This is a genomic window from Streptococcus oralis (assembly GCF_001983955.1).
In the GTDB taxonomy this organism is placed as follows: domain Bacteria; phylum Bacillota; class Bacilli; order Lactobacillales; family Streptococcaceae; genus Streptococcus; species Streptococcus jiangnanensis.
Genome location: NZ_CP019562.1, coordinates 1,161,258 through 1,187,302, shown reverse-complemented (window position 1 = coordinate 1,187,302; position 26,045 = coordinate 1,161,258). Strand labels below are relative to the sequence as shown.

The following is a 26,045-nucleotide window of genomic DNA, read 5'->3' as shown; positions in this document are numbered from 1 at the left end:
AACTATAGTATTGGCCAACTATGGCTTAAAATACTGTTTTAAAATTATATCTAATACTTTTGAGTTAATTACAAACTTACAACAACGTGGTATTTGTATAGTTTGAAGAAAACAAGTACAAATTTATTAGAAAAGCAACATTTTATAGAATTATCACTAAAAATTCTAATTTTAGAATTATACGTTCTATTGATTTAGAATCTGTTTTTTAATTTCTAAATGTTATAATAGTATTATCGAGTAAAAGAAGCATGCCATGATTGGAAACAATATAAAATTTATACGAAAGGCACATGGCCTGACATGTCCAGAATTTGCACGAATTATAAGCATTTCACCCAATAGCCTTAGCCGTTATGAAAAGGGAACAAGTATAATTTCAAAAGAATTAATAGACACAATCTGCCAAAAATTCAATGTATCGTATGTGAATATTGTTGGGAAAGAAAAAATATTAAATCTAGTGGGAAGATAATAAACTGACTTTAAAAATGGAGATTGTTAAGAAACGTTGAACAAATCTCCTAACTCATCACTATTGTTATCAAGATAGCCAGAACCTCGTCTTTAATGATGAGAGCAATCACTGGATTGTAATGAGTGGCGCCTTATCTGATATGGTGAATACCAACATTTATCTAGTGACTACTTTTGAAGAGCTTGAGCGTTACAGGTGCTACTTGGATGGTATTGAGTACATACTAAAAACATCAGAAATGTGAATGGTAGTTTAATGAGTTTATATGATTCTAGTGAGAATGAGTTTGCCTGTGCCTTAGGTCGAAATGTTTGCACACTGACGAAAGGAAAGTGAATGAGCCAAAATCCAATAGCTATCTTTCTCCATGGAAAAAGCGAACTAGAAAGACAATTATCAATTGTATCAAGCTCAAAGAGTTTCTGTTCGGTGAGTGGAGTAAGGTAAGAAGTAAATGTTGAGACTGGGGAAAATAAATTGAGAAAATTTTAATCAGTCATGTTTTATGTTAATATCAAATAGCAAGAATAGGTGAAAACTATGGAATTAAGAGAATTAAGAGAAATAATAGGCAAAGAAATTGAAGAGATTGTTACAGAGTTTCAAAATAGAGGAATAATATTTGAAGATCAATTTAAAGTAATGACTTCAATGTTTTGTAAGCAATATTCACATGAGCTACTCCAATTATTGGAAGAGGAAACAGGATTAAACGTGTGGTATGGTTATGGTTATCAGGCTCCTTATTTTTTCTATTACGATAGTGAAAGATACGATTATCAACTGGCTTCTTTTGTTGCAGAAAAGTATCAAATTAGAAAAGGAAATATGTAATAATTTTCGTATAGGAGCTATAAAACTGCAAATATTTATTATGAGGGAACTATTTATATGGGGATTGTTATGAGACAATACAATGAGTTTTACATAAAACTACAAAAAGAGTTTAAACCAGCTCATAATATGGTCATAGAGACTATGCCAGAGAAATTTTCTAACAAGGACTATGTTGATAAATTTACTTATATGTTTCCTGACAAAATTTCTAAGCTGGAAAAGGAAAGAAATTATTGGTATGGTAAACGTATTATTAAAAAGAATTTAGTTAAAATTCAGAGTAAAAGGATGTCTTTAGAAACTAATGATTTTATTCTTGAAACATCTAAATATATAAGAAGACGAGTAAGAAAAAATATTTTGTGTATTGAAGAGAGAAAAACTCAGGCAGATGAAATTCGAAAAAAATCTTTAGCAAAATTAAAGCTACAAACTATAAAAAGAAAAAAATCATTAGATTATATTCAAGAAATAAATCCCTCTTATCTGGAACATTATCGCAAAAGATTTTTTAAAACACATGATTTACATGAAAGATTAGAAATCATTAGAGAACTTTCGAAGTATGATTCAAAGGAAGTTCATAATTTTTTCTATGCAATAAATGGTCATGTAAGAAATCAATCGCTAAAAAAAGAAGTTCAGTCGTACTTTCAAAGATTATCTCTACCGTTTAGATTGAGTAGAAAAAAGAAAGGAAAAACAAATTTTATTGATAATGAAATAGTAACAAATAGGAAAGGACCAGAAGAGTTGAAGAAGAGGTTATACATTGATGATCTAGAAAAGATAAAAAAATTTGATATCTTTCTTTCACATAACTCTAAAGATGAAGAAAAAATTATAACCTTTTATAAAAAACTAAACAAAAATGGCCAAGTCGTATATATTGACTGGGTTAATGATAAATACGATCTGAAACGAGAATGGTGTAATACTTCAACAGTCGATATTATCAAAGAGCGTATAAAACAATCGGATGTATTTGTTTTGTACTTTTCAAGTAAGACACTTAATTCTCAGTGGTGTGCTTGGGAATTGGGATATGCAGATGCAATTGGAAAGAAAATATGTATCTATTTTTCAGAAAAAATAGATAGAACAATTATTCCAAAGTTCTACTTTAAATATCCAAAATTACTTTTTTCTGAAGATTTTATAGTTAAAAATCATGGACAGTCAGATATTCCATTTACTAAATGGAAAGAGAATAAAAAATAATAGAAGGATTCAAGATGAGGAAAGAGCAATTTATTAAAAAATTTACGAAAGCTGTTCAAGATAGCAATGCGGCAGTTTTTGCTGGCGCAGGAACATCAGTTGACGCAGGATTTGTTAACTGGAAAAAGCTCGTAAAGCCATTTGCGGATGAGATTGATTTAGATATTGATAAAGAGTCAGATTTAGTGGGATTGACTCAATATTATATCAATTCTAAAATGGGAAATCGAGGTTCTGTAAATCAGGAAATAGTTTATCAATTTTCTAGTCAAGAAGCAGAAACAAAAGTAACGAATTTACTAACACGACTACCCATTTCTACATATTGGACGACAAACTATGATAACGTAATTGAAAACGGTTTAAAGAAAAACAATCGTAGAGGAGATATAAAGAGAAAGATAGATGATTTAGCAATTAGTATTCGTGATAGCGATGCCATTGTTTATAAGATGCATGGTGATGTAGATTCGCCTAATGATGCAGTTATTTCAAAAGATGATTATGAAAGATATAGTGATAAAAACTCTTTATTTGTAACAGCTTTACGAGGTGACTTAGTTTCTAAAACATTTTTATTTGTAGGTTTTGGTTTTGAAGATCCTAATTTAGAATCTATTCTGGGGAAGGTAAATGTCTTGCTGGGAGATAATAAGAGAGAACATTATTGTATTCAAAAACAAGTGTTAGAGAGAGACTATGACGCAGATATCGAAGGATATAATTACGCTAAAATAAAACAAGATTTAAAAATCAAAGATTTACAGAGATATGGAATAGAGACCGTTCTAGTAGATGATTATTCTGAAATATCTGACTTAATACAAAAAATTGAGGAGGAGTACTTAAAAAATACAATCTTCATTTCAGGTAGTATATCAGATTATAATGAGAATTGGAGTGAAGAAAAGGTAAATCAATACTGCTATGATTTATCTAGTTTTCTTATTTCAAAAGATTATAAAATAATATCAGGGTTTGGACTGGGGATAGGAAGCAGTGTTATTAACGGTGCGCTGGATCAAATTTATAAAACTAAATATAGACATGTGGCTGAACACCTTGGTTTGTTTCCTTTTCCACAAAATGACAATGGAAAGAAATCGTTAAAAGAGCGTTGGACAGAGAATCGTGAACAAATGATTAGTGAGTCAGGTGTGTGTATTTTTTTATTTGGTAATAAACTTGTCGATGGTAAAGTCAAAATTGCTTCAGGCATGATGGAGGAATTTCAAATAGCTAAAGCAAAAGAAAAGATAATCATTCCGATTGCTTCTACTGGATTTGCTGCAAAAGAAATTTTTGATGAGATGAAACAATCAGGAGAATATAGTTATTTAGATAATTACTGGGAAACTTTGGAGACTGAAAAGGATTTCGCTAAAGTATTTTCCACGATTGATAAAATTATCAATGAGGTACGATAATGGCGACCAAAGTATTTATTTCGTTCCGTTTTAGTGATGGAAAAAAGATTAAAGATGAATTAGTTGATTTATTTGATGGTTCTACCGAGGTAATAAATAGATCTGAAGATAAAGATAGAAGTCAAATGAGCGAAGAAACAATTCAGGATTATTTATACGATAAATTGAAAGATACCTCTGTTACAATTGTATTATTGACACCAGAAGCAATTTCTTACAAAAAAGATTTGCGAGGGAACTACGATGATTGGCTTTATGATGAACTTAGATATTCTTTAGAGAATAGGGAAAATAATAGAACAAATGGTGTGATAGCTATCTATACTGATGAAGCTAAAGATAAGGTACTAGACGATAGTACTCATTATTGTCAACATTGTCAGCAAACTAAGTCGTGTAGGTCTTTGAAATATTTTGATAATTTAGCTAGAGAGAACATGTTAAATATTAAGTCGGCTTATAAGAAAAATCCATGTAATGATCTTTATGATAATGAACACGATTCTTATATTTCTTTAGTGAGTTTGAACGATTTCAAAGAAGATTATAGTCGATATATTCAGAATGCAAAAGACAAAAGAGAACGATTAGATGAGTTCAATATAGCTAAGAGGATGTAATAAACACTTCTTGTAGATAATTCTGCTATTGAGATAAGTTCAATTTTAAGAGTCGAAAGGCTCTTTTTTCATCCTCTCATTCTCCTGTGATAAAATTTCCAACTTTCCTTTGTTATACTTTTCTCAACTTGTAAAAATCCAACTAAGATTTTTCTCTGGGGGTTTGGGGGCGAAGCCACCAAGTTATCTTATCGTTGGCTATCAAAACTAGAAGGTTTTGGTCGGCTGGCGATATGATTTTTGGGATATTGTGGACACAATATCTGAGCTCGCAAAGACCGAACAAGAAGCAAGTGAGGTCTTTAGGAAGCGTACTGACAATGTGAGGTAGACTTACACTGTCATACAAGTAGAATGTTGAAGGGATATCAGAATGGGACAAGAAATTAAGTCAATCCGAAAGCAATTTAGAATCACGAGACAAGAAGAAAAACAGATAAAAGAAATGATGAGGGAACAAAAAATGGAAAGTTTCTCAGAATTTCTTCGTCAGAATTTATTGAAAAAGAATTATCAGGATAGAATTTTTGAAAGTTGGTTCTCTCTTTGGAACTCTCAGAAGTTAGAACAGATTAGTCGAGATGTGTATGAAGTTCTGGTTGTTGCAAGAGAAAATCATCAAGTGACTCAAGAGCACGTCTCAATCTTATTGACTTGTGTTCAAGAATTAATTGTAGAAATCAATCAAGCTCAGCCACTCAGTCGTGAATTCTGTGAAAAATATATGGGATAGGAGACTGCTATGGTTTATCGCTATCGTACCAATCTCAAAAAAGTATTTCTAACTGATCCAGAATTACACCAATTGAATGAACGGATTGCTAAGAGCAATTGTCAAAATTTCTCAGTCTATGCCAGAAAAGTTTTACTTAATCCCAATATGTCATTTGTCACGATTAACACTGATACTTATGACCAGTTAGTTTTTGAATTGAGACGGATTGGAAATAACATCAATCAAATTGCGCGTGCGATTAATCAAAGCCATCTGATTTCTCAGGACCAATTACAAGAATTGAGTAAAGGAGTTGGAGAGTTAATTAAGGAAGTGGACAAAGAATTTCAAGTTGAGGTGAAAAGACTGAAGGAGTTTCATGGTAGTTACTAAACACTTTGCGACGCACGGGAAAAAATATCGTAGGCGTTTAATCAAGTATATTCTCAACCCTGATAAAACGGACAATTTGAAATTGGTATCTGATTTTGGCATGAGCAATTACTTGGACTTCCCTAGTCATGCAGAAATGGTAGAGATGTACAATGTCAACTTCAGCAATAATGACAAGTTGTACGAATCCAGAAACGACCGACAAGAAAAACACCAACAAACTATTCATGCTCATCACCTCATTCAATCATTTTCTCCTGAAGATAGTCTGACACCTGAAAAAATTAACCGCATTGGTTATGAGACCATGATGGAATTGACAGGAGGTCGTTTTAAGTTTATCGTAGCAACTCACACAGACAAAGATCATGTTCATAATCACATCCTAATCAACGCTATTGACCGCAATTCAGATAAAAAGTTGATATGGAACTATGCCTTGGAACGAAACCTCCGTATGATTTCAGACCGTATTTCTAAAGTGGCTGGTGCAAAAATTATTGAGAAACGTTATTCCTATCGAGATTATAAAAAATATAGGGAATCTAGTCATAAGTTTGAATTGAAACAACGTCTTTATTTTTTGCTGCAGCAATCTAAATCGTTTGATGATTTTTTAGAGAAAGCAAAGCAGTTGCATGTTCAGATTGATTTTAGTCAAAAGCATAGCCGTTTTTTGATGACAGATAGAACGATGATAAAACCAATTCGAGGACGCCAACTCAGCAAACGAGATCTATATGATGAAGAATTTTTTAGAACGCATTTTGCTAAGCAAGAGATTGAAAGTCGTTTAGAATTTTTGTTGAACCGTGTCAATTCTTTAGAAGAGTTAAAAACAAAAGTAAAAGAATTGAATCTAACCATTAACTTAAAACAAAAAAATGTAACTTTTATTCTGGAAGAAGATAATCAAAAGATAAGTTTGGGTCATCAAAAAATAAGTGATAAGAAATTATATGATGTCAAATTTTTTCAAGATTATTTTAAAAATAAGGAAGTCGGTGCTTCAGAAGAATTAGAGAATTTACAGGAACAGTACCATGCTTTCCAAAAAGAGCGAGATAAGGATAAAGTATCCACTGAAGAGATTGAGGAAGTCTTTGAGACATTTAAGGAAAAACGAGATACCGTTCATGAATTTGAAGTGGAACTTGCAGAGAACCAAATAGATGAGCTAGTTGATGAGGGTATTTATATCAAAGTGTCTTTTGGTATTAAGCAGAGTGGTCTCATTTTCATTCCCAATTATCAGCTAGATATTATCGAAGAAGACAATCAGAAAAAATATAAAGTCTATATCCGAGAGTCAACCTCATATTTTGTCTATAACAAAGAACATTCGGATAAGAATCAGTATATTAAAGGGCGAACCTTGATTAGACAGTTAACCAACGATAATCGAGTAATACCATACAGAAGACCGACTGTTGATCGACTTCAAGAAAAGATTTCTGAGATTAACCTCTTGATTGAGTTAACAGAGAGAGACAAAAAATACCAGGACATCAAAGACGAACTGGTTGCAGAAATAGCAGAGCTAGACATCAAACTGACTCAAACAAATGAAAAAATCGCCACCTTAAACAAGATGGCGGAAGTGCTTATCAATTTGAAGAGTGAAGATGTGAGCAGTCGAAAGCTTGCAAGATATGACTTTTCAAAATTAAATTTGCCAGAATCAATTACAGTCGAACAAGTAACCGAAGAAATAAGAGTGTTTCAAGAGGAGCTAGGTCATTATCTTTATGAGTATGAAAGACTGATTAGAATATTGGAAGAATTTGTAAAAATGTTAAATATTACTACTAATAATCCTAATCCAAAATTTCAAGAGAATATTTTGATGGACTAATCTCTCTAATTGACATAGTGGTATAAAATATTTGATAACTAAAGACTAGACTGGTATATAAATAGTGACAAGAGCACCGTTCTCAAAATTACTCAAATTTACTTCTCCGCCATGAATTTTCGCTACCCGATTAACAAATGCTAATCCAATTCCGAAATGACTTCCTTGCTCTGAATTTGTTGCCTGTTTGTCTTGATAGTATAGTAACTCATATTTCTCGAGTATATTCTCAGAAAATGAAGAATCGCTATTCCATATGGAAATATAAAATTTATTATCTATTAACTTATAGTCTACTCTTATTAATGGATAATTACTTTTGGAATGGTCAATTGCATTATTAATAATATTTAGGATTGCTCGTAGGAATAAGTTTAAATTAAGTGTTAAATTAATAGTGATTGGTAGATTATTTGAAAATTGGATTTTAGCCTTTTTATCAGTAATTAACTTAATTTCTTGTTCAAATAATTCAAGTAAGTAATCCGAAGAGAAACTCTCCCAATTAGAACTATCATTATAGAATGTTTTAGAGTAATTAATTAGCTGATTAAAGTATCTATTAAGTTGTTGGCTAGCAATTTCGATATCTCCTAAACATTGACCAATATTTCCAGTAATATCTATAGATTGTAAAAATTGAGCATTTCCTTGAATAATTGTTAAAGGTGTCTTCAAATCATGTGCTGCAGCTGAGACTTGAAACATCAATTCCTTTTTTTGCTGTTTTTCAGATTGAATCATTTTTTTAATCGTTGACTGCATTTCCTGAATTTTTTGTCTTGTTTCAATCAGTTCAATCAAAGTTAATTTAGCTGGGGCTTGTTCATTTATATCAACCAATAGACTTTGATTATAAACAATATTTGTTTCTTGCTTTATCTTTTCTAGAAGGTTGCTAATATTTTTAGCAATAATAGAAAATAAAATTAGACTAATATAAATCCAAGAAATTGTGCTGAAATAGATAGTAAATGCACCTGCATTTTTTTCAGTAATATTAGTAAAAGCAGTAAATAACAATGGTAGCAAATAAAATAGAAAAAGACTAATAAGAAATTGTCTTAAAATCTTAAAATATGTTTGTTTAATCAGTTGGTTAAAAGTCAGAGCGTTATCCACTGATAACCACCTCCCCAGATTGTTTTAATTGGATTAATTTCATAAGGTTTTAATTTTTGCCTGATTTGGTATACATACTCTGTAATAGACCTTCCCAGTGTTTCAGAATCATGAGGGTAAAGATAATCAAAGAGTTCGTCATTTGAAAATATTCTATTTGGATTGCTGGAAAGCAACAAAATTAATTGGAATTCTCTTTTTGTAGTTGGAATATGTATATCCGAAATTCTAAGTTCTTCTTTAGTTTTATCAATTGCCAGAGGTCCAAATTGTAGAATCTCACTAGAATGATTATTGCGCACTTCTCGACGGATATGCATCTGTACTCTAGCTACTAGTTCAGGTATGCTAAATGGTTTTGTAATATAGTCATCTGCACCGGACTGTATACCATATACAATATCCTCTTCTAAATTTTTGGATGTTAAAAATATGATTGGAACAGAAATAAATTCTCGGATATACTTACAGATTTCAATTCCATCGTGGGGCATCATAATATCTAAAATAATTAAATCATAGCCGATAAAATGACAGATATCAATTTCTGGAATAGCAGTCCGCGTATCGACGACAAAGTTTTTATTCTCTAGAACATTTTGAATAAGTCTTAAAATGGCAATATCATCATCTATGACTAGGACTTTATATTTCATAATTGTCTCTCCTTTTAAAATATATTCTAATTATACCATGTTTACCCTCAAGTAATGATATAGAATAATAATAATCTAAATAATACAGACTTCTTGTGGAAATTATAGTAGATTAAAATAAGATATGAACAAATCTATTAAGAAAGTCACATTCATTTCTAGAAATGTTTTAGCAGTTGTGGCGTACTATTCTAACTTCAATCTACTATAGTATATGACAATACGATAATCTGGAATCAAAAAAATTACCTAGAAATCAGAAATTCTGATATTTTTCCGATATTCGTTTTGTAGAATATGAAATGTAGATGACAACTTATCATCTGCCCTAATAGTCACTATTATGGATTGGGAATTATTCTATAGCATGTTTTTCTGAGAGTAGTTCAAAACTCCAAATCAGCAATATATGTGGTAAGTTAAATCAATTTGCTCAGAATTTAGCAGGTAAACATAGTTGTTACTCTATTGAAATTGCTGTAGGGTAATATGAATAATAGGAAGGAGAATGTTATGTACCAAAAATTAACTATTACAAAAACGGTAGCTATCGAACTTCGACAAATGGTGCAGGTAATGGGTGTTTACAAAGGGCAGTTGCAGTCATGCTACGAGGAATAATAGGTAGACGAACTTTAGTTCGGGTTTCAGCTTTCCAAGTAGTACAATTTTTAGTTCATGTATGGCTAAAAATTGATGGAATACCAATTGGTTAAGAAATGGATTTATCTAAATTTCAAATAATTATATTTGTAAAAGGAGGACAAAGGTAAATGATTAAAATAGAAAATGTTAGTAAAGCTTTTAGCGATAAGGTTGTTCTTTCAAAAATTTCGTTTACAGCAAACGAAGGGGAGGTAACGGCACTAATTGGACCAAATGGATCTGGTAAATCAACTTTAATAAAAATATTGCTTGGCTTGATTTCGACAGATGAAGGTAAAGCGACTTTTGATGGAAAAAATTATGAAGAATTAGGAAAATACCCCTTCAGATATGTAGGTGCATTTCTAGATAGTTTTCAACCCAATCCAACAAGGACGGCCTATAATCACTTGAGGTGGATTGCTTTAACGAGTGGTATAGATAAACAGAGATGTTTAGAATGTTTAAAAATAGTTGGCCTTCAGGATGTTGGTAATAAAAGGATAAAAGACTACTCTCTTGGAATGAAACAAAGACTGGGGCTGGCTACGGCTATTTTAGCGAATCCTAGAATACTTATTTTGGATGAACCAATTAATGGACTTGATCCAGATGGAATTAGATGGGTTAGAGAGTTTCTAAGAGAATTTGTGAGAAACGGTAAAATAGTTTTAATCACAAGCCATTATATGAATGAGTTAGAACTTACGGTTGATAAAATTGTAGGATTATCTAATGGTAAGGTAGTCATTGATGGTAGCAGCAAAGATGTTCTTGAAGAATATGGCTCTTTTGAGGAAGCATATTTTAAATCTGTTACAAGTTAGATGGGGGTAATGCTTTATGAAAAATACTCGTAGTGAACTATACAAAATACTATCATTACCACTTTTTTGGATTGGTGTAGCAATTGTGATTGCAATCAGTGTATTCTTTACCTTTCAAAATATTCAAGTTATTAATGCGATAGCAAATGGTCATACAGAGATTCTTATACTTGAAGATACGACTAGTCAATTAACAGAGTTTCAAACGGTAAGGGATGCGATATTATCTTCCCCTTACCAATCTAGTATTCTATTTTCTCCAATCTTATTTGCACTGATTCTATCTACGGAGTACAAATTTGGTCAGGAATCATTAACTAAATTGTTAACACCAAAATGGCAGACCGTTTTAACAGGTCAGATTTGTTCTGGAATGATTGTAGCCAGTACGTTGACGATAGCTCTATCTCTTATAAATAGTGCAATGCTCTATGTGATGTTAGATGAAACATTACAAAAATATCTTAGCCTAGGTCTTGTTTTAGAAGTAACGTTAAGAATCATTATCTTTGCCATAACATTGACATTGCTTTCAATGTTTTTAGTAAAAATAACAAGAAAGCCTATTCCATCTGTCATTGTTATTGTAAGTATTCTTATTATAACTTTATCAGGTATATTGAGAGTCCTTTCTCCGACACTCGAACATTTACTCCCTCTAATAGGTGCAAAGTCATTTGCATTCGGAAGAGTAGAAAATAACAATCCTTCGGAAATGTATGGTTTGTTATTATTGTTATCTCAAGCATCAATAGTAACTATTTTGATGTATATTAAAGCTTGGTATGAAAATCAGAAGGACAAGTAATATGGATGAAATAGTATATGCTCTTATTTATAAAAAATATAGTTTGAATGCAGTGAAAATACAAATTTTAAGTCATTTATTGCTTATTCTATTTACATGTATTCTTAGTTTGATAACATTTGAAATCAATGGAAGTTATATTGTGTTATCAATTAATCAAATTTTGGCAATTACATCTTATTTATTTATGATTGGTGGACTGATAAATGGATCTATAGAAGTCGAGAATCCAGAATCTAAAATAGTCTATTTATTAACCGGAAACAAAAAAAGCAGTACACAAAAAATCATTATTGTTGAATTGATAGATTGTGTATTACAAGCCATTCTATCATTCTTAGTTATCGCAATCTTCTTCATTTTTAAAGGAAGTATTAAAGAAGTTAGCATAATACAGTTTTTTTCTTATCTATTCAGTAGCGTTTTGTGTTTCTTCATTGCATATTATTTAACTTTATTTTTTAAGAGTTCGATGACAGCGATAGCTACTTTGCTACTATTTCCAATATTAGTTATACCCTATATTGAGCGTGTATTTCCTGGAGTATTACCATTCATTTATTATGAAACTATTTCTGAAAGTTTTAAAATATCAGCAGTATCTGATAGTCATATCATATTGTTATTGTGGAATTTGATTTTACTCCTATTAATTTATTTGAAAGTCAAAAAGAGGTTGAAAAATGAATAGTCAAAAACATTCAGAAGTCACGTTCGGGGAATTTTTAACATTACTAAAACCTTATAAAATAGCTATAAGTATTGCTTTGATTATTGCACTGATTTCGTCAACATTATCAATTTTTCAACCAATACTTCTTTCAAAAATTATTGACAATATTAACGATAACATTTTAGGACAAACTGTAATATTTTTCTCCATAATAGTATTGTTATCTGCAATCCTTAACTCAATTAAGCAGTATATATTGGAGAGTATTAGTGAAAATTTAGTGAGTAGTTTACGAATTCAAATTGTAAATCGATCAATAAAATATAAGATTGAAGTATTTGATACTAAAAAGATTGGGGATTTGGCATCAATCTTGAGTGCGGATACAGCCCAGCTAAGGGGGATTTTGAGCCAAGGAATAGTAGAATTGATATCACAAACATTTACAATGATATTTGCATTAATTATGATGTTTTATCTTGATATTCAATTATTTGGTGTATCTTTGTTAGCCGTACTCTCTCTTTTAATTTGTGGCTTATTGCTTGGAAAAAAAACTAGACCGATTGCAAAGGATTTACAAGAAATAGTTGGAGAGTTATCCTCTGAGTTAGAACGAACTTTGCGGGGGATTAGGACTATTCGAGCATTTTTATCAGAAGTTGTTTTTATTGAAAGAATGAGTAGTGTTGTAACTAATGCGACAAAAATTGGTAAAAAAGTAGCTATTTTTAAATCGATTATAAGTGGCTTTTCCAATATAGCACTACAAATAATGCTAATAATAATTATTGGAATTGGTTCAATTAGAGTTGCTACAGGGATTATATCTATTGGAAATCTAAGTGCCTTTATAATGTATGTAATGCTAGTACTGACTCCAGCTGCAATGCTAGGAGGAGTATTGTCATCAATAAATGAGGGGTTAGGAGCTTATTCTAGGATTAAACTTGCATTGGAACTTCCGATAGAAGATGATGTAAATTCTTTAAATGTTCTTGATAAAAAAACGAATCTAGTTTTGCAAATTAAAAATTTAACCTTTAAATATAATGGCAATTCTGATAAAAATATTCTAAACAAGATTAATATTTCAGTTAATGGTCCGGGAGTGACAGCATTAGTTGGACCATCTGGTTCAGGAAAAACAACAATATTTGAACTTATTGAAAGATTTTATGATTCAGATAATGGGTCAATAGAATTGTATGGAAATAATATTTATGATTTGCCAATTAAAGTTCTTCGTTCAAAGATAACCTTTGTGGAACAAAATGCTTCAATCTTTTCTGGAACAGTACTAGAGAATCTACAAATTGCTAATAAGAATGTTTCAAGATTTGACTGCTTGTATGCACTTAATTTAGTTAATCTTTTTCAGGATATTCCTGAGGAAGAAATACTAGATAGGGTAATAGGGGAGTCTGGACTCACTTTGAGTGGTGGTGAACAACAAAGGTTATCGTTAGCTAGGGCTTTAATTTCTCCGAATGACATAATATTATTGGATGAGAGTACATCGAATTTAGATAGTATAAACGAGTCAAAAATACAACAAGTAATTAAAGATTTATCTAGTAAGAAGACTGTTTTAATAATTGCTCATAGATTATCTACGATTCAAAACGCTGATTCAATTTATTTAATAAGAGAAGGAGAAGTACATGACTTCGGTACTCATCAAGAACTATTATCAAGGAATAAACTCTATAAAGAATTGGTTGAAACTCAGTTTATTAATAAAGGAGCGTGAAAGTCAGCAAATTAATAGAATTAAGGTTTAGACGATTTTTTCAGTAAACCAATTAGGATTTAAGAAAAACTCAAAAATCAATGGGCCTTGATCAACGATAAAAATCAATAGGGTGAATCAATATTTTCGACATATTTTATATATGAAAAAGATAGCAGTACCTAAAATGATATATAAATCAACAATCGGCATTTAAGATAGTAAAAACTATTAAATAGAAAACGAACGGATTAAGAATGTACCTTATTAGAAAATTAATCTTGTTCGTTTTTATATTTTACACTATTAATCATTAACAATAGTTAATAATATATTTATTTAATTTATAAGTGTGTTTTTAAATATTTTTATGTCAATTTGGCATAAAATACAAGTCTCGTTCAGATCTTAACTATAATTTTCTTAGAAGTGAACGAGTGTATAGGCGCGTCAGAGATTTGATTTACGCAAGAGTATATTGCACAGTACTTGTTCTGGAGTCAATTTCATACTCTAAGATTGAGGGTGGTCAACGAACGCTAGATACCTATTGACTATTTAATAATGCTCTCTTCCCTCTATAAAGTATATATTAGGGCTGGTATATTATCCTTATTACCTGAAAAATAAAAAATGGTCCCTCCTGATTTGTTCATTGATAATTGAATAATCTTAGGTGGGACTTTATTTGTTGAGCAATAGAATGTAATGTGCTAGGAAATGAGCGAGAATCATTTATTCAAAAATAGTATGCTAACCTATCTGCCATGACACAAATAATGATACTTCTGACCGTTCAGGCCGCCATCGTAAAAAGATAGTGGGTGAAACTCCCATGAGTGATAATACCAATCATTCCCACTGAGAGCAACTTAGAGTAACATGTTATCAGGAGGGAAAGTTCTGGAATAATCAGTAGTAAAATATAGTATGCAATTTTCAATCCTTAAATTTTTATACTCCCGAAATATGCTAACTAATAGTCACATAATCAAAAGGTTGGAATTTATAAGTGTGGACGAAAGTTTTCATACTATGTCCCCTTGTTTTTTCTTTCATCACTTCAGTGAACTCTGTCAGAAAGTCAGGCTAAATCTTATTTAGTTATAAGTAATAGCTAGCTTCTATAGAATGATAATGAAAATTCTAGATTGGATTTGCATAATACTGTTATCAGTAGATCTTCTATCCATTGATTTGTTTCGCCTGTGTTACAAAATTTCTATTAGTTTTACAAGTAAAAATAGAACGGTTTCTATCCTAATTACGAGCAGTCTAAGCAGCTTTTTCCTTTGTTTAAATAAAACTAAAATTTAGTATTGTTCAGCTTCAGAGAAGTGATTGAGTGACTGATTTGTGAACAATTTCCTATAATTTTGAAATATTTTTGAGACTATAATATATCAGATAAACATGTCTTTTGTGTTTTACTTTATTTTACAATAAGACTAAATTTTGAATGTCAGTAATTTTAAATAGTTGATAAAATCTTTGCTCTCAGTCGGTTAATAGATATGCTTATGAGAAGTGTTTAATAAATTAATTTTAGTTCAAAATGTCCAATTTGGACACTTTGAAAGATTTCTTAGTTTTATATATTATACTTTTCTCAGGAGAAAGCTAGATGTACAGACGTTTGAGAGATTTGAGGGAAGATCACGACTTGACCCAAAAACAAATAGCTGAAATACTTTCGTTTACAAACTCAGCTTATGCTAAAATTGAACGGGGTGAGCATACGTTAACAGCAGATGTATTGGTCACTCTCTCAAACTTTTACGATGTCAGTTCAGACTACCTATTGGGATTGACAGATTTTCCTGATAAAATTCGCTTTAGAAAATAATCTCCTCAATTGCATAGAGTGTGAAAATGAGGAGATTTTTTTATTTGTTCTTTGACAATTGAATAGTCCAAAATGGTACTTTCCTCATTTGTGGAGCAGATTTGAATGGCTCGCCATGATAAGAGCGATTTTAAAACCATCAATAAAATAGAGCGATACTTTATATGCCAAGATACAAATGATATACAATGATACTTCTGACCGTTCAGGCTGCCACCGTAAAAGAGCAGCAAGTGAAATTCTTATGATGACTTCATCAGTCATGCCATGGAGGTGAAAAAATCTAAGAAAGGAAGTAGTAAAATCATGGAAACAGTAAACTATAAAGATTTAGTTGCGATTGGTTTTCCAGAGCACACATCTAGAAATATTATTAGACAAGCAAAAAAGATTGCTGTAAAAAAGTTTGAAGAAGCTAGAAAAAATGATAAGAATGCGGTACAATTAGGATGTTCACCTTTCGATAATAAAAGGTTAGGCATTGCTCCTAAAAATATTGTAGAAAATTTAATTGGTATTTCTTTTTCAGATATAGAAGGTGAGAAAAATGGTTATATCAAAGACAAAGAAATATAAAGGTGTATACAAAGATTCAAAAGGAAAAATTTATTTTCAAATTGAATTAGGAGTTGATCCAATAACTGGGAAAAGAATTCAAAAGAAAGGAAGGAAAAATCAACAGGGACTACCGTTTAATTCTTTTAAGGAAGCATATGAAGAGATACTTCGTTTAAAACATGAATTTGTGAACTCTACTATTAATAATAGTTTTCTAACTTTTAGAGAGTTTATGGAAGAGATTTATTTAAAATATTATCAACAAAAAGTTCAATTTGTAACTTATCAGACTGCTTTACCACATCATCAGTTATTTATTAAGCAATTTGGTAGTAAAAAATTATCAGATATTAGTACTATTGACTGTGAAAGATTTCGCTTAGCTATTATAGACAAGTATTCTAGTAACTATGCTAAAAATATGTGGTCTAGATTTAAAGCATGTCTGGGCTATGCAGAAAGATTGGGTTATATTGATAGAGTTCCTTTTAAAGGATTAGATAATCCTAGAGGAAAGCACCCTGATACAAAATTTTGGACATTTGATGAATTTACGAAGGTAATAAACTCTTTTGATATTAGTGAGTATGAGGGACTCCATAATTACATGACGATCTGGTTATATTTTATGACTGGCTTAAGAGTTAGTGAGGGTATTGCTCTTAAATGGGAAGATATTGATTTTGAACGTAAATGGATTCATGTTCATTCGACAATTGAGAAAGACAAAAACGGTGTATGGTATGCTAAACAACAAACAAAGACAGTAGCAGGAAATCGTAAAATTGATTTAGATGATTTTACGATTACAATACTTAAAAAATGGCGAGAAGTTCAAATCAAGAATGATGATAAAGATTATGTAATATCACGTTTTGGTGCCCCCTTGTGTAAGTCTACAATTTCTAGGATAATAAAAAGGCATGCTAAGATTACTGGTGTACCAGAAATTACGGGGAAAGGATTAAGACATAGTCATGCATCTTATCTTATAAATGTGTTACATAAGGATACTTTATATGTTTCATATCGATTAGGACACGCTGATAAGTCGACCACGTTGAATACATATAGTCATTGGTATTATTCAGGTGATTCAACAATTTCAGAAGAGATTACAAACAGTTTAGATAATCTTGGATTATCAATTTACCTACCAAATTCCTGCCAGAGTTGAAAATTGAGGAATTAACCCACTAATGCTGGGAGAAAATAGGATTTGCAAATTGTTACTCTTAAATAATAGAGCAACTACATTAGTAGCTTAAAAAAACATATAAAACCGCTATTCTTAGGAGTAGCGGTTTTTCTTTTTATCTTTCATGGGGAACAAATGGGGCAAACTAATTATATAGTATATCTAGGAGACAAACAAGTTTTGAATAATAGGTTTTCCATAAAAAATGATACAAGTTTTTACCCTTCAGGATTTATTTTTTTCTGCTATCATCATTCCTATGAACAGTAGAAAAGTAAGTTTTTAATTTATTGATACTCCGGATATTATAATCTCAGTATTAAAGAACTTTATTGAAGGTAATTTTCGAACGGTTTGAGGTAATTTCAATGAAATTTTAATAGATATTTCAATTTTCTTCTTGACCCTGACCTTAGGGAAGGGATTATACTAATAGTAGATAAGAAAGGAGTTTATTATGCAAATCAATACGATTCGTTCAGATAAAGTTTATCAGGAGATGCTCGAGCTTCCTTTAGAAAAGAGAGAAGGTCTCTTTCGAGCTAAGATTTTAGCACCTTTTGCTTCCAAATACCAAACTCAACACATTCCTCTGAAAGCGAAGTATCCTGGAGGATTTGATGCTCTATTTTTACTTGGATTTATGAATCAGTTGCCCGCAACTCTCTCGGAAGAGGATAGACCAGCTATCAACGCTCTGAGCTCTGATCAACTCTGGCAGGACTGCCAGGAAACCATCAAGAGGAGTATCGGTCTTTTTAAGCAAGCTGGCTATGATTTAGAGGTTGAGGATTACCATTTTACTATTTTATTGGGCAACCCTGAAAAGGCCATGTTACAGCTCCATAAGGGTTACAGCGGAGATGGTGGAATCCCAGGTTATCTCATGTTAAGCATACTGCCTAATGACTATACTTTGCCACGTATTCAAGCGGCATTGGCTCACGAGTGCAATCACAATGTCCGCTTCCAATTTATCAAATGGAATCAGCAGACGACACTAGCAGACTGGGTAGTTAGTGAAGGATTGGCAGAGTCTTTTGCTGCTGAGCTCTATGGCAAGGAGCTCATTGGACCCTGGGTTACTTCAACCAGTCCAGAGCAATTAGAGGAGATTAAGCCCATCATCTCAAGTCAGCTTCAGCTAACAGGGATGGCGGAAATGGCTCCTTATCTCTACGGTGATGAAATTGCAGAGATTCAAGGTCAGATACCGGTTGGTATGCCTTATGCTGCGGGCTATGCTTATGGCTATCATCTTATACAAGCTTATCTGAAAAGAACAAGCAAGAGCATTATTGAGGCCACAGTAACACCAACAGAAGAGATTTTAGAGGCGACTGAAGACTTTTGGAAATGACACTTTTGTTTGAAAATTTGCCAGAACATGATATAATGTAGGTGATTTCAGGAGGTGATAGTATGCACTATAAAAGAATTGAATTGAAGGTGACAGATCAAGGAATTCATGAGCGCAAGATTTTTCAAGGTGTTAAAATTTTTAGCCGTAGCAAGTTATCTAAAGATCAGAAAAGCATTCTAACACAGAAGCTTTACCTGACTCCGAAGCAAAACATCGTTTACTATCAACGGACAGATGTCAACTATGACCAGAACTGGCAGCATAATAAGGACTATTACGAATTAGCTTATGGTCAGTTGGACAGAGAGACTGTTTTTAAGGTTTGTCAAGATTTTGACGAACTAAGTCCTTTTCTGGAAAATGAGCTGCTTGAGAAGCTAAAAGAAAAGCAGTTAACAGGCAAATTTTTTGAAAAATTAGATATATAAAAATCCGGCCGCTTTTATAAGCAGTCGGATTTCTTCTAGTTTGATAGTGCTTAAACAATACCTTTACTATCATAGCATTGGCTACATTAGTATACTGCCATCTATTCATCTGATAAGAGAGATTTTATCATCCAGATATTCATAGCTGGGTGGCCGGCGGCGTTAGCAAGTGGTTGTTGCAGTGATGTGAAACCATAGTGTTGATAGATGGCGACAGCCGTAGCCAGTTCAGTAGAGGTTTCTAGATAAAGCTGTTCATAACCAGCTAGACGGGCTTCCTGGAATATCCGCTTTATCAACCTGCTAGAATAACCTTTGCCACGGCTATTTTTAGTGACATACAGTTTTTGTAATTCAGCAATCTTATCAGACACAGGTGCAAAGCCACCACAGCCAACCAGCTGACCTTCATCTTCCAGAATAAAGTAAGCTGACCTCTCTTGCTGTTGATAGTAGTCGGCCAAATGATCTAGATGAGAATCAAAGTAGACAGTTCCAGGTTTGTCAAGCCCGAATTCTTCAAGACTAGCTCGAATGAGTTGTGCTACAGCTGGATTATCTCTTACTTCCATTGGCCGTAAGTTCATCATTTGTCCTCCGATAGGATGTATCGACTAATTAAACAATACCTTGTGCAATCATAGCGTTTGCTACGTTTTCGAAGGCAGCGATATTTGCTCCTGCAAGGTAGTCAGTACCAAGACCGTATGTTTCAGCAGTTGTTTTAGCTGTATTGAAGATGTTTGTCATGATGTCTTTGAGGCGTCCATCAACTTCTTCACGGGTCCATGAAAGGCGAAGGCTGTTTTGGCTCATTTCAAGCGCTGATACAGCTACACCACCAGCGTTGGCAGCTTTGGCAGGTCCGTAAAGGATTCCGTTTTCTTTGTAGACTTTAATCGCATCAAGGTCACTAGGCATGTTAGCACCTTCAGATACACAGATAACGCCTTGAGCAACCAAACGTTTAGCTGCTTCACCGTTGATTTCGTTTTGAGTCGCACATGGAAGAGCGATGTCGTAGTTACCAGCGTAAGTCCATACAGAACCTTCATGGTAAGTAGCAGTTGCTTTCTCAGCTGCATACTCAGTCAAACGAGCACGGCGTTTTTCTTTAACATCAACCAAAAGATCGAAGTCAATACCATTTTCGTCGATGACATAACCGTTTGAGTCAGATACAGAGATAACAGTAGCGCCGAGTTCAGTCGCTTTTTGAAGAGCATATTGAGCTACGTTACCAGAACCTGAAATAACCACTTTCTTACCAGCAAAACTGTTACCATTAGCTTTGAGCATTTCTTCAGTGTAGTAAACCAAACCATAACCAGTTGCTTCTGGACGAATCAAGCTACCACCAAATCCAAGAGGTTTACCAGTCAAGACACCCGCATCAAATTGGTTAAGACGTTTGTATTGTCCGTAAAGGTAACCAATTTCACGTCCACCAACACCGATATCACCAGCAGGTACGTCAAGAGATGGTCCGATATATTTTTGCAATTCAGTCATGAAGCTTTGGCAGAAGCGCATCACTTCAGCGTCAGTCTTACCTTTAGGATCGAAGTCTGATCCCCCTTTACCTCCACCGATTGGAAGTCCAGTTAAGACGTTTTTAAAGATTTGTTCGAAGCCAAGGAATTTCAAGATCCCTTGGTTTACAGTTGGGTGGAAACGAAGTCCGCCTTTATATGGTCCAACAGCTGAGTTGAATTGAACACGGTAACCACGGTTGACTTGGACTTTACCTTCACGGTCAACCCAAGGAACACGGAAAGAAATCACGCGCTCAGGCTCAGTGATGCGTGCCAAGATGTTTTCTTCGATATACTCAGGGTGTTTTTCAAATACAGGTTCCAAAGTGCTGAAGAATTCTTCAACCGCCTGGAGAAATTCAGCCTCATGCCCGTTACGAGCTTTCACAGTTGCAAACACGCTTTGGATATAGTCTTTAGCAGATGTCATATCGTTCTCCTTTTTGTTGTTATATTTTATTACATGAGCCATTATAGCAGAATTTTTTTTGAGTGTAAAGAAAAAAACAGAAATTTTCTAAAAATTCTTTCAATTTACAAAACCGAACGTTTTATATAGAAATTAGTTTCTCAAAGAGAAAATCTTAAAGTATGGTATAATATTAGAAATAAAAGGAATCTGGAGGATCAGAATCATGGTATCAACGAAAACACAAATAGCTGGCTTTGAGTTTGACAATTGCTTGATGAATGCAGCAGGTGTGGCTTGTATGACGATAGAGGAGCTAGAAGGGGTCAAAAACTCAGCAGCGGGTACTTTTGTTACGAAGACTGCGACCTTGGACTTTCGTCAGGGCAATCCTGAGCCACGATACCAGGATGTTCCACTTGGTTCTATCAACTCCATGGGCTTGCCAAATAATGGCTTAGACTACTATTTGAACTATCTTTTGGACTTGCAGGAAAAAGAGCCAAACCGAACTTTCTTCCTATCTCTAGTTGGCATGTCTCCAGAAGAAACACATACCATCTTGAAAAAAGTGCAAGAGAGTGAATTCAAAGGACTGACAGAGCTTAATCTCTCTTGTCCAAATGTTCCAGGAAAACCTCAGATTGCTTATGATTTTGAGACAACAGATTGTATCTTGGCAGAAGTCTTTGCCTACTTTACCAAACCTCTTGGAATAAAATTGCCACCTTATTTTGATATTGTTCACTTTGATCAAGCGGCAGCTATTTTCAACAAATATCCGCTCAAGTTTGTTAACTGTGTTAACTCTATCGGAAACGGCCTTTATATAGAAGACGAGTCGGTCGTGATTCGTCCTAAAAATGGTTTTGGTGGCATTGGTGGAGAGTATATCAAACCGACTGCTCTAGCGAATGTGCACGCCTTTTACCAACGTTTAAATCCCCAAATCCAAATCATCGGAACAGGTGGCGTTCTGACTGGTCGTGATGCCTTTGAACATATCCTCTGTGGAGCAAGTATGGTGCAGGTGGGAACCACTCTTCACAAAGAAGGCGTCGGTGCTTTTGAACGCATTACCAATGAACTGAAAGAAATCATGGCGGAAAAAGGGTACGAGAGACTAGAAGATTTTCGTGGGAAATTGCGCTATATTGATTAAAGTTAGTAAAAAATCAGAAGAAAGGAGAGATGATGCTAGCCATTGAAGACAGTAAGAAGTTGACTTTATCAAATCTATCTAGCTTGAATCTATTTACAGGGACAGATCAGGGCCAGTTTGAAGTGATGAAGAGTCAAGTGTTGAAACAGATTGGTTATGATCCAGCTGATCTTAACTTTGCTTACTTTGATATGAAAGAAGTAGCCTATAAAGAGTTAGAGTTGGAGTTGGTCAGTCTCCCTTTCTTTACGGATGAGAAAATCGTAATATTAGACCATTTTGTCGATATCACAACAGCCAAGAAACGTTTTTTAACAGATGATGAGCTCAAGTCATTTGAGGAATACCTTGGTAACCCTTCGCCAACAACCAAGTTGTTGATTTTTGCAGAAGGAAAGTTAGATAGTAAAAGACGGCTGGTCAAATTGCTCAAACGAGATGCGACTGTCTTTGATGCTATTGAACCTAAGGAACAAGAGATTCGTCAGTATTTCCAAAAATGGAGTCAGACACAAGGTCTGCAGTTTGTGGGGCAATCCTTTGAAAATCTACTTCTCAAATCTGGTTTTCAATTTAGTGAAATCCAGAAAAATCTCCTTTTTTTACAGTCTTATAAGTCAGATGGCATGATAGAGGAGAAGGACATTGTCGAGGCTATTCCAAAGACTCTGCAGGACAATATTTTTGATTTGACTCAGCTTATCTTGGGCAAAAAGATCGACCAGGCCCGTGACCTGGTTAGAGACTTGACCTTGCAAGGGGAGGATGAGATCAAGCTCATAGCTGTCATGTTAGGACAGTTTCGAACCTTTACCCAAGTGAAGATTTTATCAGAGACTGGTCAGACGGAATCGCAGATTGCAAGCAGTCTGGGAACTTACTTGGGGCGCAACCCTAATCCTTATCAAATCAAGTTTGCATTGAGAGATTCGAGAGGGATTTCCTTGGCCTTTCTCAAGCGAGCGATTTCTTATTTAATTGAAACGGACTACCAGATTAAGACAGGTGTCTATGAAAAAGGGTACCTGTTTGAAAAGGCACTTTTGCAGATCGCGGCAGAAGCAAATTGAGCAAAAAACTTGAAAAAAGAGGATGATTGCGTTATCATTTTCATATAGAAAGAAAAAGAGGTATTACAGATGGCTATTATCTTACCAGACCTTCCATACGCATACGACGCTTTGGAACCATACATCGATGCAGAAACAATGCACTTGCACCATGACAAACACCACCAAACTTATGTCAACAATGCAAATGTAGCTCTTGAAAAACACCCTGAAATCGGTGAAGACCTTGAAGCTTTGCTTACTGATGTAGATTCTATCCCAGCTGATATCCGTCAAGCACTTATCAACAATGGTGGTGGACACTTGAACCACGCTCTTTTCTGGGAATTGATGACTCCTGAAAAAACTGCTCCATCAGCAGAACTTGCAGCAGCAATCGACGCAACATTTGGTTCATTTGAAGAATTCCAAGCAGCCTTTACAGCAGCAGCTACAACTCGCTTTGGTTCTGGCTGGGCATGGTTGGTTGTCAACAAAGAAGGGAAGCTTGAAGTGACTTCAACAGCAAACCAAGATACACCAATCTCAGAAGGTAAAAAACCAATTTTGGGCTTGGACGTTTGGGAACATGCTTACTATGTGAAATACCGCAATGTACGTCCTGACTACATCAAAGCTTTCTTCTCAGTCATTAACTGGAACAAAGTAGATGAGCTTTACGCAGCAGCAAAATAATAAAATATGGAGGGAAGAATTGTTCTTCTCTTTTTAAAGTTATAAAGCAGAAGTCTGACAGAATCGTCAGACTTTTTTCATTTACAGGATATTCGTGCCAACTTGTAGAAAATATGGTAAAATAGAGTGTTAAGTAATCGTGGAAAAGGAAGACTATGCGTAAAGAAATTGCACCTGAATTATACAACTATAACAAGTTTCCTGGCCCAGAATTTCATGTGAATGGGGATAAGGTTGAGACTGAAGGGATTGCTTTTACCTTGGTTGAAAATATCAAGGATGCTTTCGATGTGACAGTCTTTAATCAACGCTTTTCTGAGGTGTTGACCAAGTTTGATTATGTCGTGGGGGACTGGAGCAATGAACAGCTCCGTCTACGTGGCTTTTATAAAGACGACCGAACAGAGGAAAAAATTGAAAAAATCAGTCGCTTACAGGATTATCTTTTAGAGTATTGTAGTTATGGTTGTGCTTATTTTGTCCTAGAAAACCAAGCACCGAAACGGGCTTCATTTGACAAAAAAATGCGTAAAAAGGATGAGGAGAACCTTCCTAGAAGAGGCAAGAAACCTTCGCAAAATAAGAGAAAACCAAATACGGATAAGCGAAATAGACGTCGTCATAAGGACCAAAAGTCTCAGAAAGAGGACAAGGGACAGCGCCATTTTGTCATTCGTCAGAAATAGATAGAGAATAAGGAGAAGAGATGAAACCTTCTATTTATAGTTTAACACGTCAAACAATGCAAGAATGGGTATTAGAACAAGGGGAAAAGAAATTCCGTGCAGATCAAATCTGGGAATGGCTCTACCGTAAACGTGTGCAGTCATTTGAAGAAATGACCAACCTTTCCAAGGATTTGATTGCTAAGCTCAATGACCAGTTTGTCGTAAATCCTTTGAAACAACGGATTGTACAAGAGTCAGCTGACGGTACTGTTAAGTATCTTTTCGAGTTGCCAGATGGCATGTTGATTGAGACAGTACTCATGCGTCAACACTACGGTTTGTCAGTCTGTGTGACCACTCAGGTCGGTTGTAATATCGGTTGTACCTTCTGTGCGTCAGGCTTGATTAAGAAGCAACGTGATCTTAATAATGGGGAAATCGTAGCGCAGATTATGCTGGTTCAGAAATACTTTGATGAACGTGGTCAGGATGAACGTGTCAGCCATATCGTTGTTATGGGAATTGGTGAACCATTTGATAACTACAACAATGTGTTGAATTTTGTCCGTACCATCAATGATGACAAGGGAATGGCTATCGGTGCTCGCCACATCACTGTTTCAACCTCAGGTTTGGCCCATAAAATTCGTGACTTTGCTAATGAAGGCGTACAGGTCAATCTGGCTGTGTCTCTTCACGCACCCAATAATGAATTGCGCTCAAGCATCATGAAGATTAACCGTGCCTTTCCGATTGAAAAGCTCTTTGCAGCTATTGAGTACTATATCGAAAAAACTAATCGTCGTGTAACTTTTGAATATATCATGCTCAATGAAGTCAACGATGGCGTTGAACAAGCCTTGGAATTGGCTGAATTGCTCAAAAACATCAAGAAATTGTCATATGTCAACTTGATTCCCTATAACCCAGTTAGTGAACATGACCAATATAGCCGTAGTCCTAAAGAGCGCGTGATGGCCTTCTACGATACCCTCAAGAAAAAAGGGGTCAACTGTGTTGTCCGTCAAGAGCATGGTACAGATATTGATGCAGCTTGTGGACAATTACGCTCCAATACAATGAAACGTGACCGCCAGAAGGCAGTCGCAGCGGTAAATCCATAA

Annotated in this window: 26 protein-coding genes and 1 pseudogene; 23 read left to right on the top strand and 4 right to left on the bottom strand. The window is 34.1% G+C overall.

The window, feature by feature from the left end:
* Positions 1-256 precede the first annotated feature (256 nt).
* The 8 genes and pseudogenes from BWR56_RS05790 to BWR56_RS05755 all read left to right on the top strand — a co-directional run bounded on the left by BWR56_RS05790 (position 257) and on the right by BWR56_RS05755 (position 7,546).
* Positions 257-722: pseudogene (locus BWR56_RS05790) on the top strand (helix-turn-helix domain-containing protein).
* A 296-nt stretch (positions 723-1,018) separates the two neighbouring features.
* Positions 1,019-1,312 carry a hypothetical protein gene (locus tag BWR56_RS05785; RefSeq protein WP_076984621.1) on the top strand — a complete coding sequence of 98 codons (294 nt, stop codon included), beginning with the start codon at positions 1,019-1,021 and terminating at the stop codon, positions 1,310-1,312.
* A 57-nt stretch (positions 1,313-1,369) separates the two neighbouring features.
* Positions 1,370-2,536 carry a toll/interleukin-1 receptor domain-containing protein gene (locus BWR56_RS05780; RefSeq protein ID WP_076984620.1) on the top strand — a complete coding sequence of 389 codons (1,167 nt, stop codon included), beginning with the start codon at positions 1,370-1,372 and terminating at the stop codon, positions 2,534-2,536.
* A 14-nt stretch (positions 2,537-2,550) separates the two neighbouring features.
* Entirely contained in the window at positions 2,551-3,963 is a 1,413-nt protein-coding gene (locus tag BWR56_RS05775; protein ID WP_076984619.1) for an SIR2 family protein, read from the top strand.
* Positions 3,963-4,583 (top strand): TIR domain-containing protein, encoded by a 621-nt coding sequence (locus BWR56_RS05770; RefSeq protein ID WP_076984618.1) that lies wholly within the window; start codon positions 3,963-3,965, stop codon positions 4,581-4,583. Before BWR56_RS05775 ends, BWR56_RS05770 begins: the two co-directional genes overlap by 1 nt.
* Before the next feature lie 373 nt (positions 4,584-4,956).
* Positions 4,957-5,316, top strand: coding sequence for an SAG1252 family conjugative relaxosome accessory protein (locus BWR56_RS05765; protein ID WP_014713360.1), 360 nt, complete (start codon positions 4,957-4,959; stop codon positions 5,314-5,316).
* Between the two features lie 9 nt (positions 5,317-5,325).
* Positions 5,326-5,691 (top strand): plasmid mobilization relaxosome protein MobC, encoded by a 366-nt coding sequence (mobC, locus tag BWR56_RS05760; protein ID WP_000263039.1) that lies wholly within the window; start codon positions 5,326-5,328, stop codon positions 5,689-5,691.
* Complete coding sequence (locus BWR56_RS05755) at positions 5,678-7,546, top strand: SAG1250 family conjugative relaxase (RefSeq protein ID WP_070889472.1); 1,869 nt, start codon at positions 5,678-5,680, stop codon at positions 7,544-7,546. Before mobC ends, BWR56_RS05755 begins: the two co-directional genes overlap by 14 nt.
* 45 nt (positions 7,547-7,591) lie before the next feature.
* On the opposite strand, the gene BWR56_RS05750 is transcribed toward BWR56_RS05755, so the two are convergent.
* Together BWR56_RS05750 and BWR56_RS05745 are read right to left on the bottom strand one after the other, a co-directional pair.
* On the bottom strand, positions 7,592-8,668 hold the full coding sequence (locus tag BWR56_RS05750) for a sensor histidine kinase (RefSeq protein ID WP_076984617.1): 1,077 nt from the start codon (positions 8,666-8,668) through the stop codon (positions 7,592-7,594).
* Positions 8,653-9,324 (bottom strand): response regulator transcription factor, encoded by a 672-nt coding sequence (locus tag BWR56_RS05745; RefSeq protein WP_014713357.1) that lies wholly within the window; start codon positions 9,322-9,324, stop codon positions 8,653-8,655. The genes BWR56_RS05750 and BWR56_RS05745 overlap by 16 nt, the downstream gene beginning before the upstream one ends.
* Positions 9,325-9,813: 489 nt before the next feature.
* Between BWR56_RS05745 and BWR56_RS10060 the strand changes: the two genes are divergently transcribed.
* From BWR56_RS10060 to BWR56_RS05695, 10 genes are all read left to right on the top strand, one after another.
* Complete coding sequence (locus BWR56_RS10060) at positions 9,814-9,945, top strand: hypothetical protein (RefSeq protein ID WP_257787199.1); 132 nt, start codon at positions 9,814-9,816, stop codon at positions 9,943-9,945.
* 152 nt (positions 9,946-10,097) lie between these two features.
* On the top strand, positions 10,098-10,796 hold the full coding sequence (locus tag BWR56_RS05740; protein WP_014713356.1) for an ABC transporter ATP-binding protein: 699 nt from the start codon (positions 10,098-10,100) through the stop codon (positions 10,794-10,796).
* A gap of 16 nt (positions 10,797-10,812) precedes the next feature.
* Entirely contained in the window at positions 10,813-11,604 is a 792-nt protein-coding gene (locus BWR56_RS05735) for a membrane protein (RefSeq protein ID WP_014713355.1), read from the top strand.
* A 1-nt stretch (position 11,605) separates the two neighbouring features.
* The gene (locus BWR56_RS05730) at positions 11,606-12,295 is read left to right on the top strand and encodes a hypothetical protein (protein WP_076984616.1); all 690 of its coding nucleotides are present in this window, start codon (positions 11,606-11,608) and stop codon (positions 12,293-12,295) included.
* The gene (locus BWR56_RS05725; protein WP_076984615.1) at positions 12,288-14,030 is read left to right on the top strand and encodes an ABC transporter ATP-binding protein; all 1,743 of its coding nucleotides are present in this window, start codon (positions 12,288-12,290) and stop codon (positions 14,028-14,030) included. Before BWR56_RS05730 ends, BWR56_RS05725 begins: the two co-directional genes overlap by 8 nt.
* Before the next feature lie 1,603 nt (positions 14,031-15,633).
* Positions 15,634-15,855: a helix-turn-helix domain-containing protein gene (locus BWR56_RS05720; RefSeq protein ID WP_076984614.1), complete on the top strand. Its 222-nt coding sequence runs from the start codon at positions 15,634-15,636 to the stop codon at positions 15,853-15,855.
* A gap of 306 nt (positions 15,856-16,161) precedes the next feature.
* Positions 16,162-16,431 (top strand): DUF3173 family protein, encoded by a 270-nt coding sequence (locus tag BWR56_RS05710; protein ID WP_000450956.1) that lies wholly within the window; start codon positions 16,162-16,164, stop codon positions 16,429-16,431.
* A complete protein-coding gene (locus BWR56_RS05705; RefSeq protein WP_076984612.1) occupies positions 16,403-17,590 on the top strand; it encodes a tyrosine-type recombinase/integrase in 1,188 nt (395 codons plus the stop codon). The genes BWR56_RS05710 and BWR56_RS05705 overlap by 29 nt, the downstream gene beginning before the upstream one ends.
* A gap of 478 nt (positions 17,591-18,068) precedes the next feature.
* The gene (locus BWR56_RS05700; protein WP_049505680.1) at positions 18,069-18,971 is read left to right on the top strand and encodes a DUF2268 domain-containing putative Zn-dependent protease; all 903 of its coding nucleotides are present in this window, start codon (positions 18,069-18,071) and stop codon (positions 18,969-18,971) included.
* Positions 18,972-19,033: 62 nt separating this feature from the next.
* Positions 19,034-19,402: an EXLDI protein gene (locus BWR56_RS05695; RefSeq protein WP_000559015.1), complete on the top strand. Its 369-nt coding sequence runs from the start codon at positions 19,034-19,036 to the stop codon at positions 19,400-19,402.
* Positions 19,403-19,503: 101 nt separating this feature from the next.
* Here the strand turns inward: BWR56_RS05695 and BWR56_RS05690 are convergent, their stop codons facing one another.
* Together BWR56_RS05690 and gdhA are read right to left on the bottom strand one after the other, a co-directional pair.
* Complete coding sequence (locus BWR56_RS05690) at positions 19,504-19,989, bottom strand: GNAT family N-acetyltransferase (protein ID WP_049505679.1); 486 nt, start codon at positions 19,987-19,989, stop codon at positions 19,504-19,506.
* Positions 19,990-20,020: 31 nt separating this feature from the next.
* Positions 20,021-21,367 carry an NADP-specific glutamate dehydrogenase gene (gdhA, locus tag BWR56_RS05685; RefSeq protein ID WP_000199520.1) on the bottom strand — a complete coding sequence of 449 codons (1,347 nt, stop codon included), beginning with the start codon at positions 21,365-21,367 and terminating at the stop codon, positions 20,021-20,023.
* 205 nt (positions 21,368-21,572) lie between these two features.
* Here gdhA and BWR56_RS05680 point away from each other — a divergent pair, with 205 nt between their 5' ends.
* The 5 genes from BWR56_RS05680 to rlmN all read left to right on the top strand — a co-directional run bounded on the left by BWR56_RS05680 (position 21,573) and on the right by rlmN (position 26,045).
* The gene (locus BWR56_RS05680) at positions 21,573-22,508 is read left to right on the top strand and encodes a dihydroorotate oxidase (RefSeq protein WP_071851082.1); all 936 of its coding nucleotides are present in this window, start codon (positions 21,573-21,575) and stop codon (positions 22,506-22,508) included.
* A 32-nt stretch (positions 22,509-22,540) separates the two neighbouring features.
* Positions 22,541-23,578 carry a DNA polymerase III subunit delta gene (gene holA / locus BWR56_RS05675; RefSeq protein WP_076984611.1) on the top strand — a complete coding sequence of 346 codons (1,038 nt, stop codon included), beginning with the start codon at positions 22,541-22,543 and terminating at the stop codon, positions 23,576-23,578.
* A 69-nt stretch (positions 23,579-23,647) separates the two neighbouring features.
* Positions 23,648-24,253 (top strand): superoxide dismutase SodA, encoded by a 606-nt coding sequence (gene sodA, locus BWR56_RS05670; RefSeq protein WP_049505675.1) that lies wholly within the window; start codon positions 23,648-23,650, stop codon positions 24,251-24,253.
* Between the two features lie 155 nt (positions 24,254-24,408).
* On the top strand, positions 24,409-24,939 hold the full coding sequence (locus tag BWR56_RS05665; RefSeq protein WP_001224364.1) for a YutD family protein: 531 nt from the start codon (positions 24,409-24,411) through the stop codon (positions 24,937-24,939).
* A 20-nt stretch (positions 24,940-24,959) separates the two neighbouring features.
* Positions 24,960-26,045 (top strand): dual-specificity RNA methyltransferase RlmN, encoded by a 1,086-nt coding sequence (gene rlmN / locus BWR56_RS05660; RefSeq protein WP_000804759.1) that lies wholly within the window; start codon positions 24,960-24,962, stop codon positions 26,043-26,045.

Excerpts from the sequence above, each read along its gene's own strand:
- BWR56_RS05785 (WP_076984621.1), top strand. The coding sequence starts at position 1,019 with ATGGAATTAAGAGAATTAAGAGAAATAATAGGCAAAGAAATTGAAGAG.
- BWR56_RS05780 (WP_076984620.1), top strand. The coding sequence starts at position 1,370 with ATGGGGATTGTTATGAGACAATACAATGAGTTTTACATAAAACTACAA.
- BWR56_RS05775 (WP_076984619.1), top strand. The coding sequence starts at position 2,551 with ATGAGGAAAGAGCAATTTATTAAAAAATTTACGAAAGCTGTTCAAGAT.
- BWR56_RS05770 (WP_076984618.1), top strand. The coding sequence starts at position 3,963 with ATGGCGACCAAAGTATTTATTTCGTTCCGTTTTAGTGATGGAAAAAAG.
- BWR56_RS05765 (WP_014713360.1), top strand. The coding sequence starts at position 4,957 with ATGGGACAAGAAATTAAGTCAATCCGAAAGCAATTTAGAATCACGAGA.
- mobC (WP_000263039.1), top strand. The coding sequence starts at position 5,326 with ATGGTTTATCGCTATCGTACCAATCTCAAAAAAGTATTTCTAACTGAT.
- BWR56_RS05755 (WP_070889472.1), top strand. The coding sequence starts at position 5,678 with ATGGTAGTTACTAAACACTTTGCGACGCACGGGAAAAAATATCGTAGG.
- BWR56_RS05745 (WP_014713357.1), bottom strand. The coding sequence starts at position 9,324 with ATGAAATATAAAGTCCTAGTCATAGATGATGATATTGCCATTTTAAGA.
- BWR56_RS10060 (WP_257787199.1), top strand. The coding sequence starts at position 9,814 with ATGAATAATAGGAAGGAGAATGTTATGTACCAAAAATTAACTATTACA.
- BWR56_RS05740 (WP_014713356.1), top strand. The coding sequence starts at position 10,098 with ATGATTAAAATAGAAAATGTTAGTAAAGCTTTTAGCGATAAGGTTGTT.
- BWR56_RS05735 (WP_014713355.1), top strand. The coding sequence starts at position 10,813 with ATGAAAAATACTCGTAGTGAACTATACAAAATACTATCATTACCACTT.
- BWR56_RS05730 (WP_076984616.1), top strand. The coding sequence starts at position 11,606 with ATGGATGAAATAGTATATGCTCTTATTTATAAAAAATATAGTTTGAAT.
- BWR56_RS05725 (WP_076984615.1), top strand. The coding sequence starts at position 12,288 with ATGAATAGTCAAAAACATTCAGAAGTCACGTTCGGGGAATTTTTAACA.
- BWR56_RS05720 (WP_076984614.1), top strand. The coding sequence starts at position 15,634 with ATGTACAGACGTTTGAGAGATTTGAGGGAAGATCACGACTTGACCCAA.
- BWR56_RS05710 (WP_000450956.1), top strand. The coding sequence starts at position 16,162 with ATGGAAACAGTAAACTATAAAGATTTAGTTGCGATTGGTTTTCCAGAG.
- BWR56_RS05705 (WP_076984612.1), top strand. The coding sequence starts at position 16,403 with ATGGTTATATCAAAGACAAAGAAATATAAAGGTGTATACAAAGATTCA.
- BWR56_RS05700 (WP_049505680.1), top strand. The coding sequence starts at position 18,069 with ATGCAAATCAATACGATTCGTTCAGATAAAGTTTATCAGGAGATGCTC.
- BWR56_RS05695 (WP_000559015.1), top strand. The coding sequence starts at position 19,034 with ATGCACTATAAAAGAATTGAATTGAAGGTGACAGATCAAGGAATTCAT.
- BWR56_RS05690 (WP_049505679.1), bottom strand. The coding sequence starts at position 19,989 with ATGAACTTACGGCCAATGGAAGTAAGAGATAATCCAGCTGTAGCACAA.
- gdhA (WP_000199520.1), bottom strand. The coding sequence starts at position 21,367 with ATGACATCTGCTAAAGACTATATCCAAAGCGTGTTTGCAACTGTGAAA.
- BWR56_RS05680 (WP_071851082.1), top strand. The coding sequence starts at position 21,573 with ATGGTATCAACGAAAACACAAATAGCTGGCTTTGAGTTTGACAATTGC.
- holA (WP_076984611.1), top strand. The coding sequence starts at position 22,541 with ATGCTAGCCATTGAAGACAGTAAGAAGTTGACTTTATCAAATCTATCT.
- sodA (WP_049505675.1), top strand. The coding sequence starts at position 23,648 with ATGGCTATTATCTTACCAGACCTTCCATACGCATACGACGCTTTGGAA.
- BWR56_RS05665 (WP_001224364.1), top strand. The coding sequence starts at position 24,409 with ATGCGTAAAGAAATTGCACCTGAATTATACAACTATAACAAGTTTCCT.
- rlmN (WP_000804759.1), top strand. The coding sequence starts at position 24,960 with ATGAAACCTTCTATTTATAGTTTAACACGTCAAACAATGCAAGAATGG.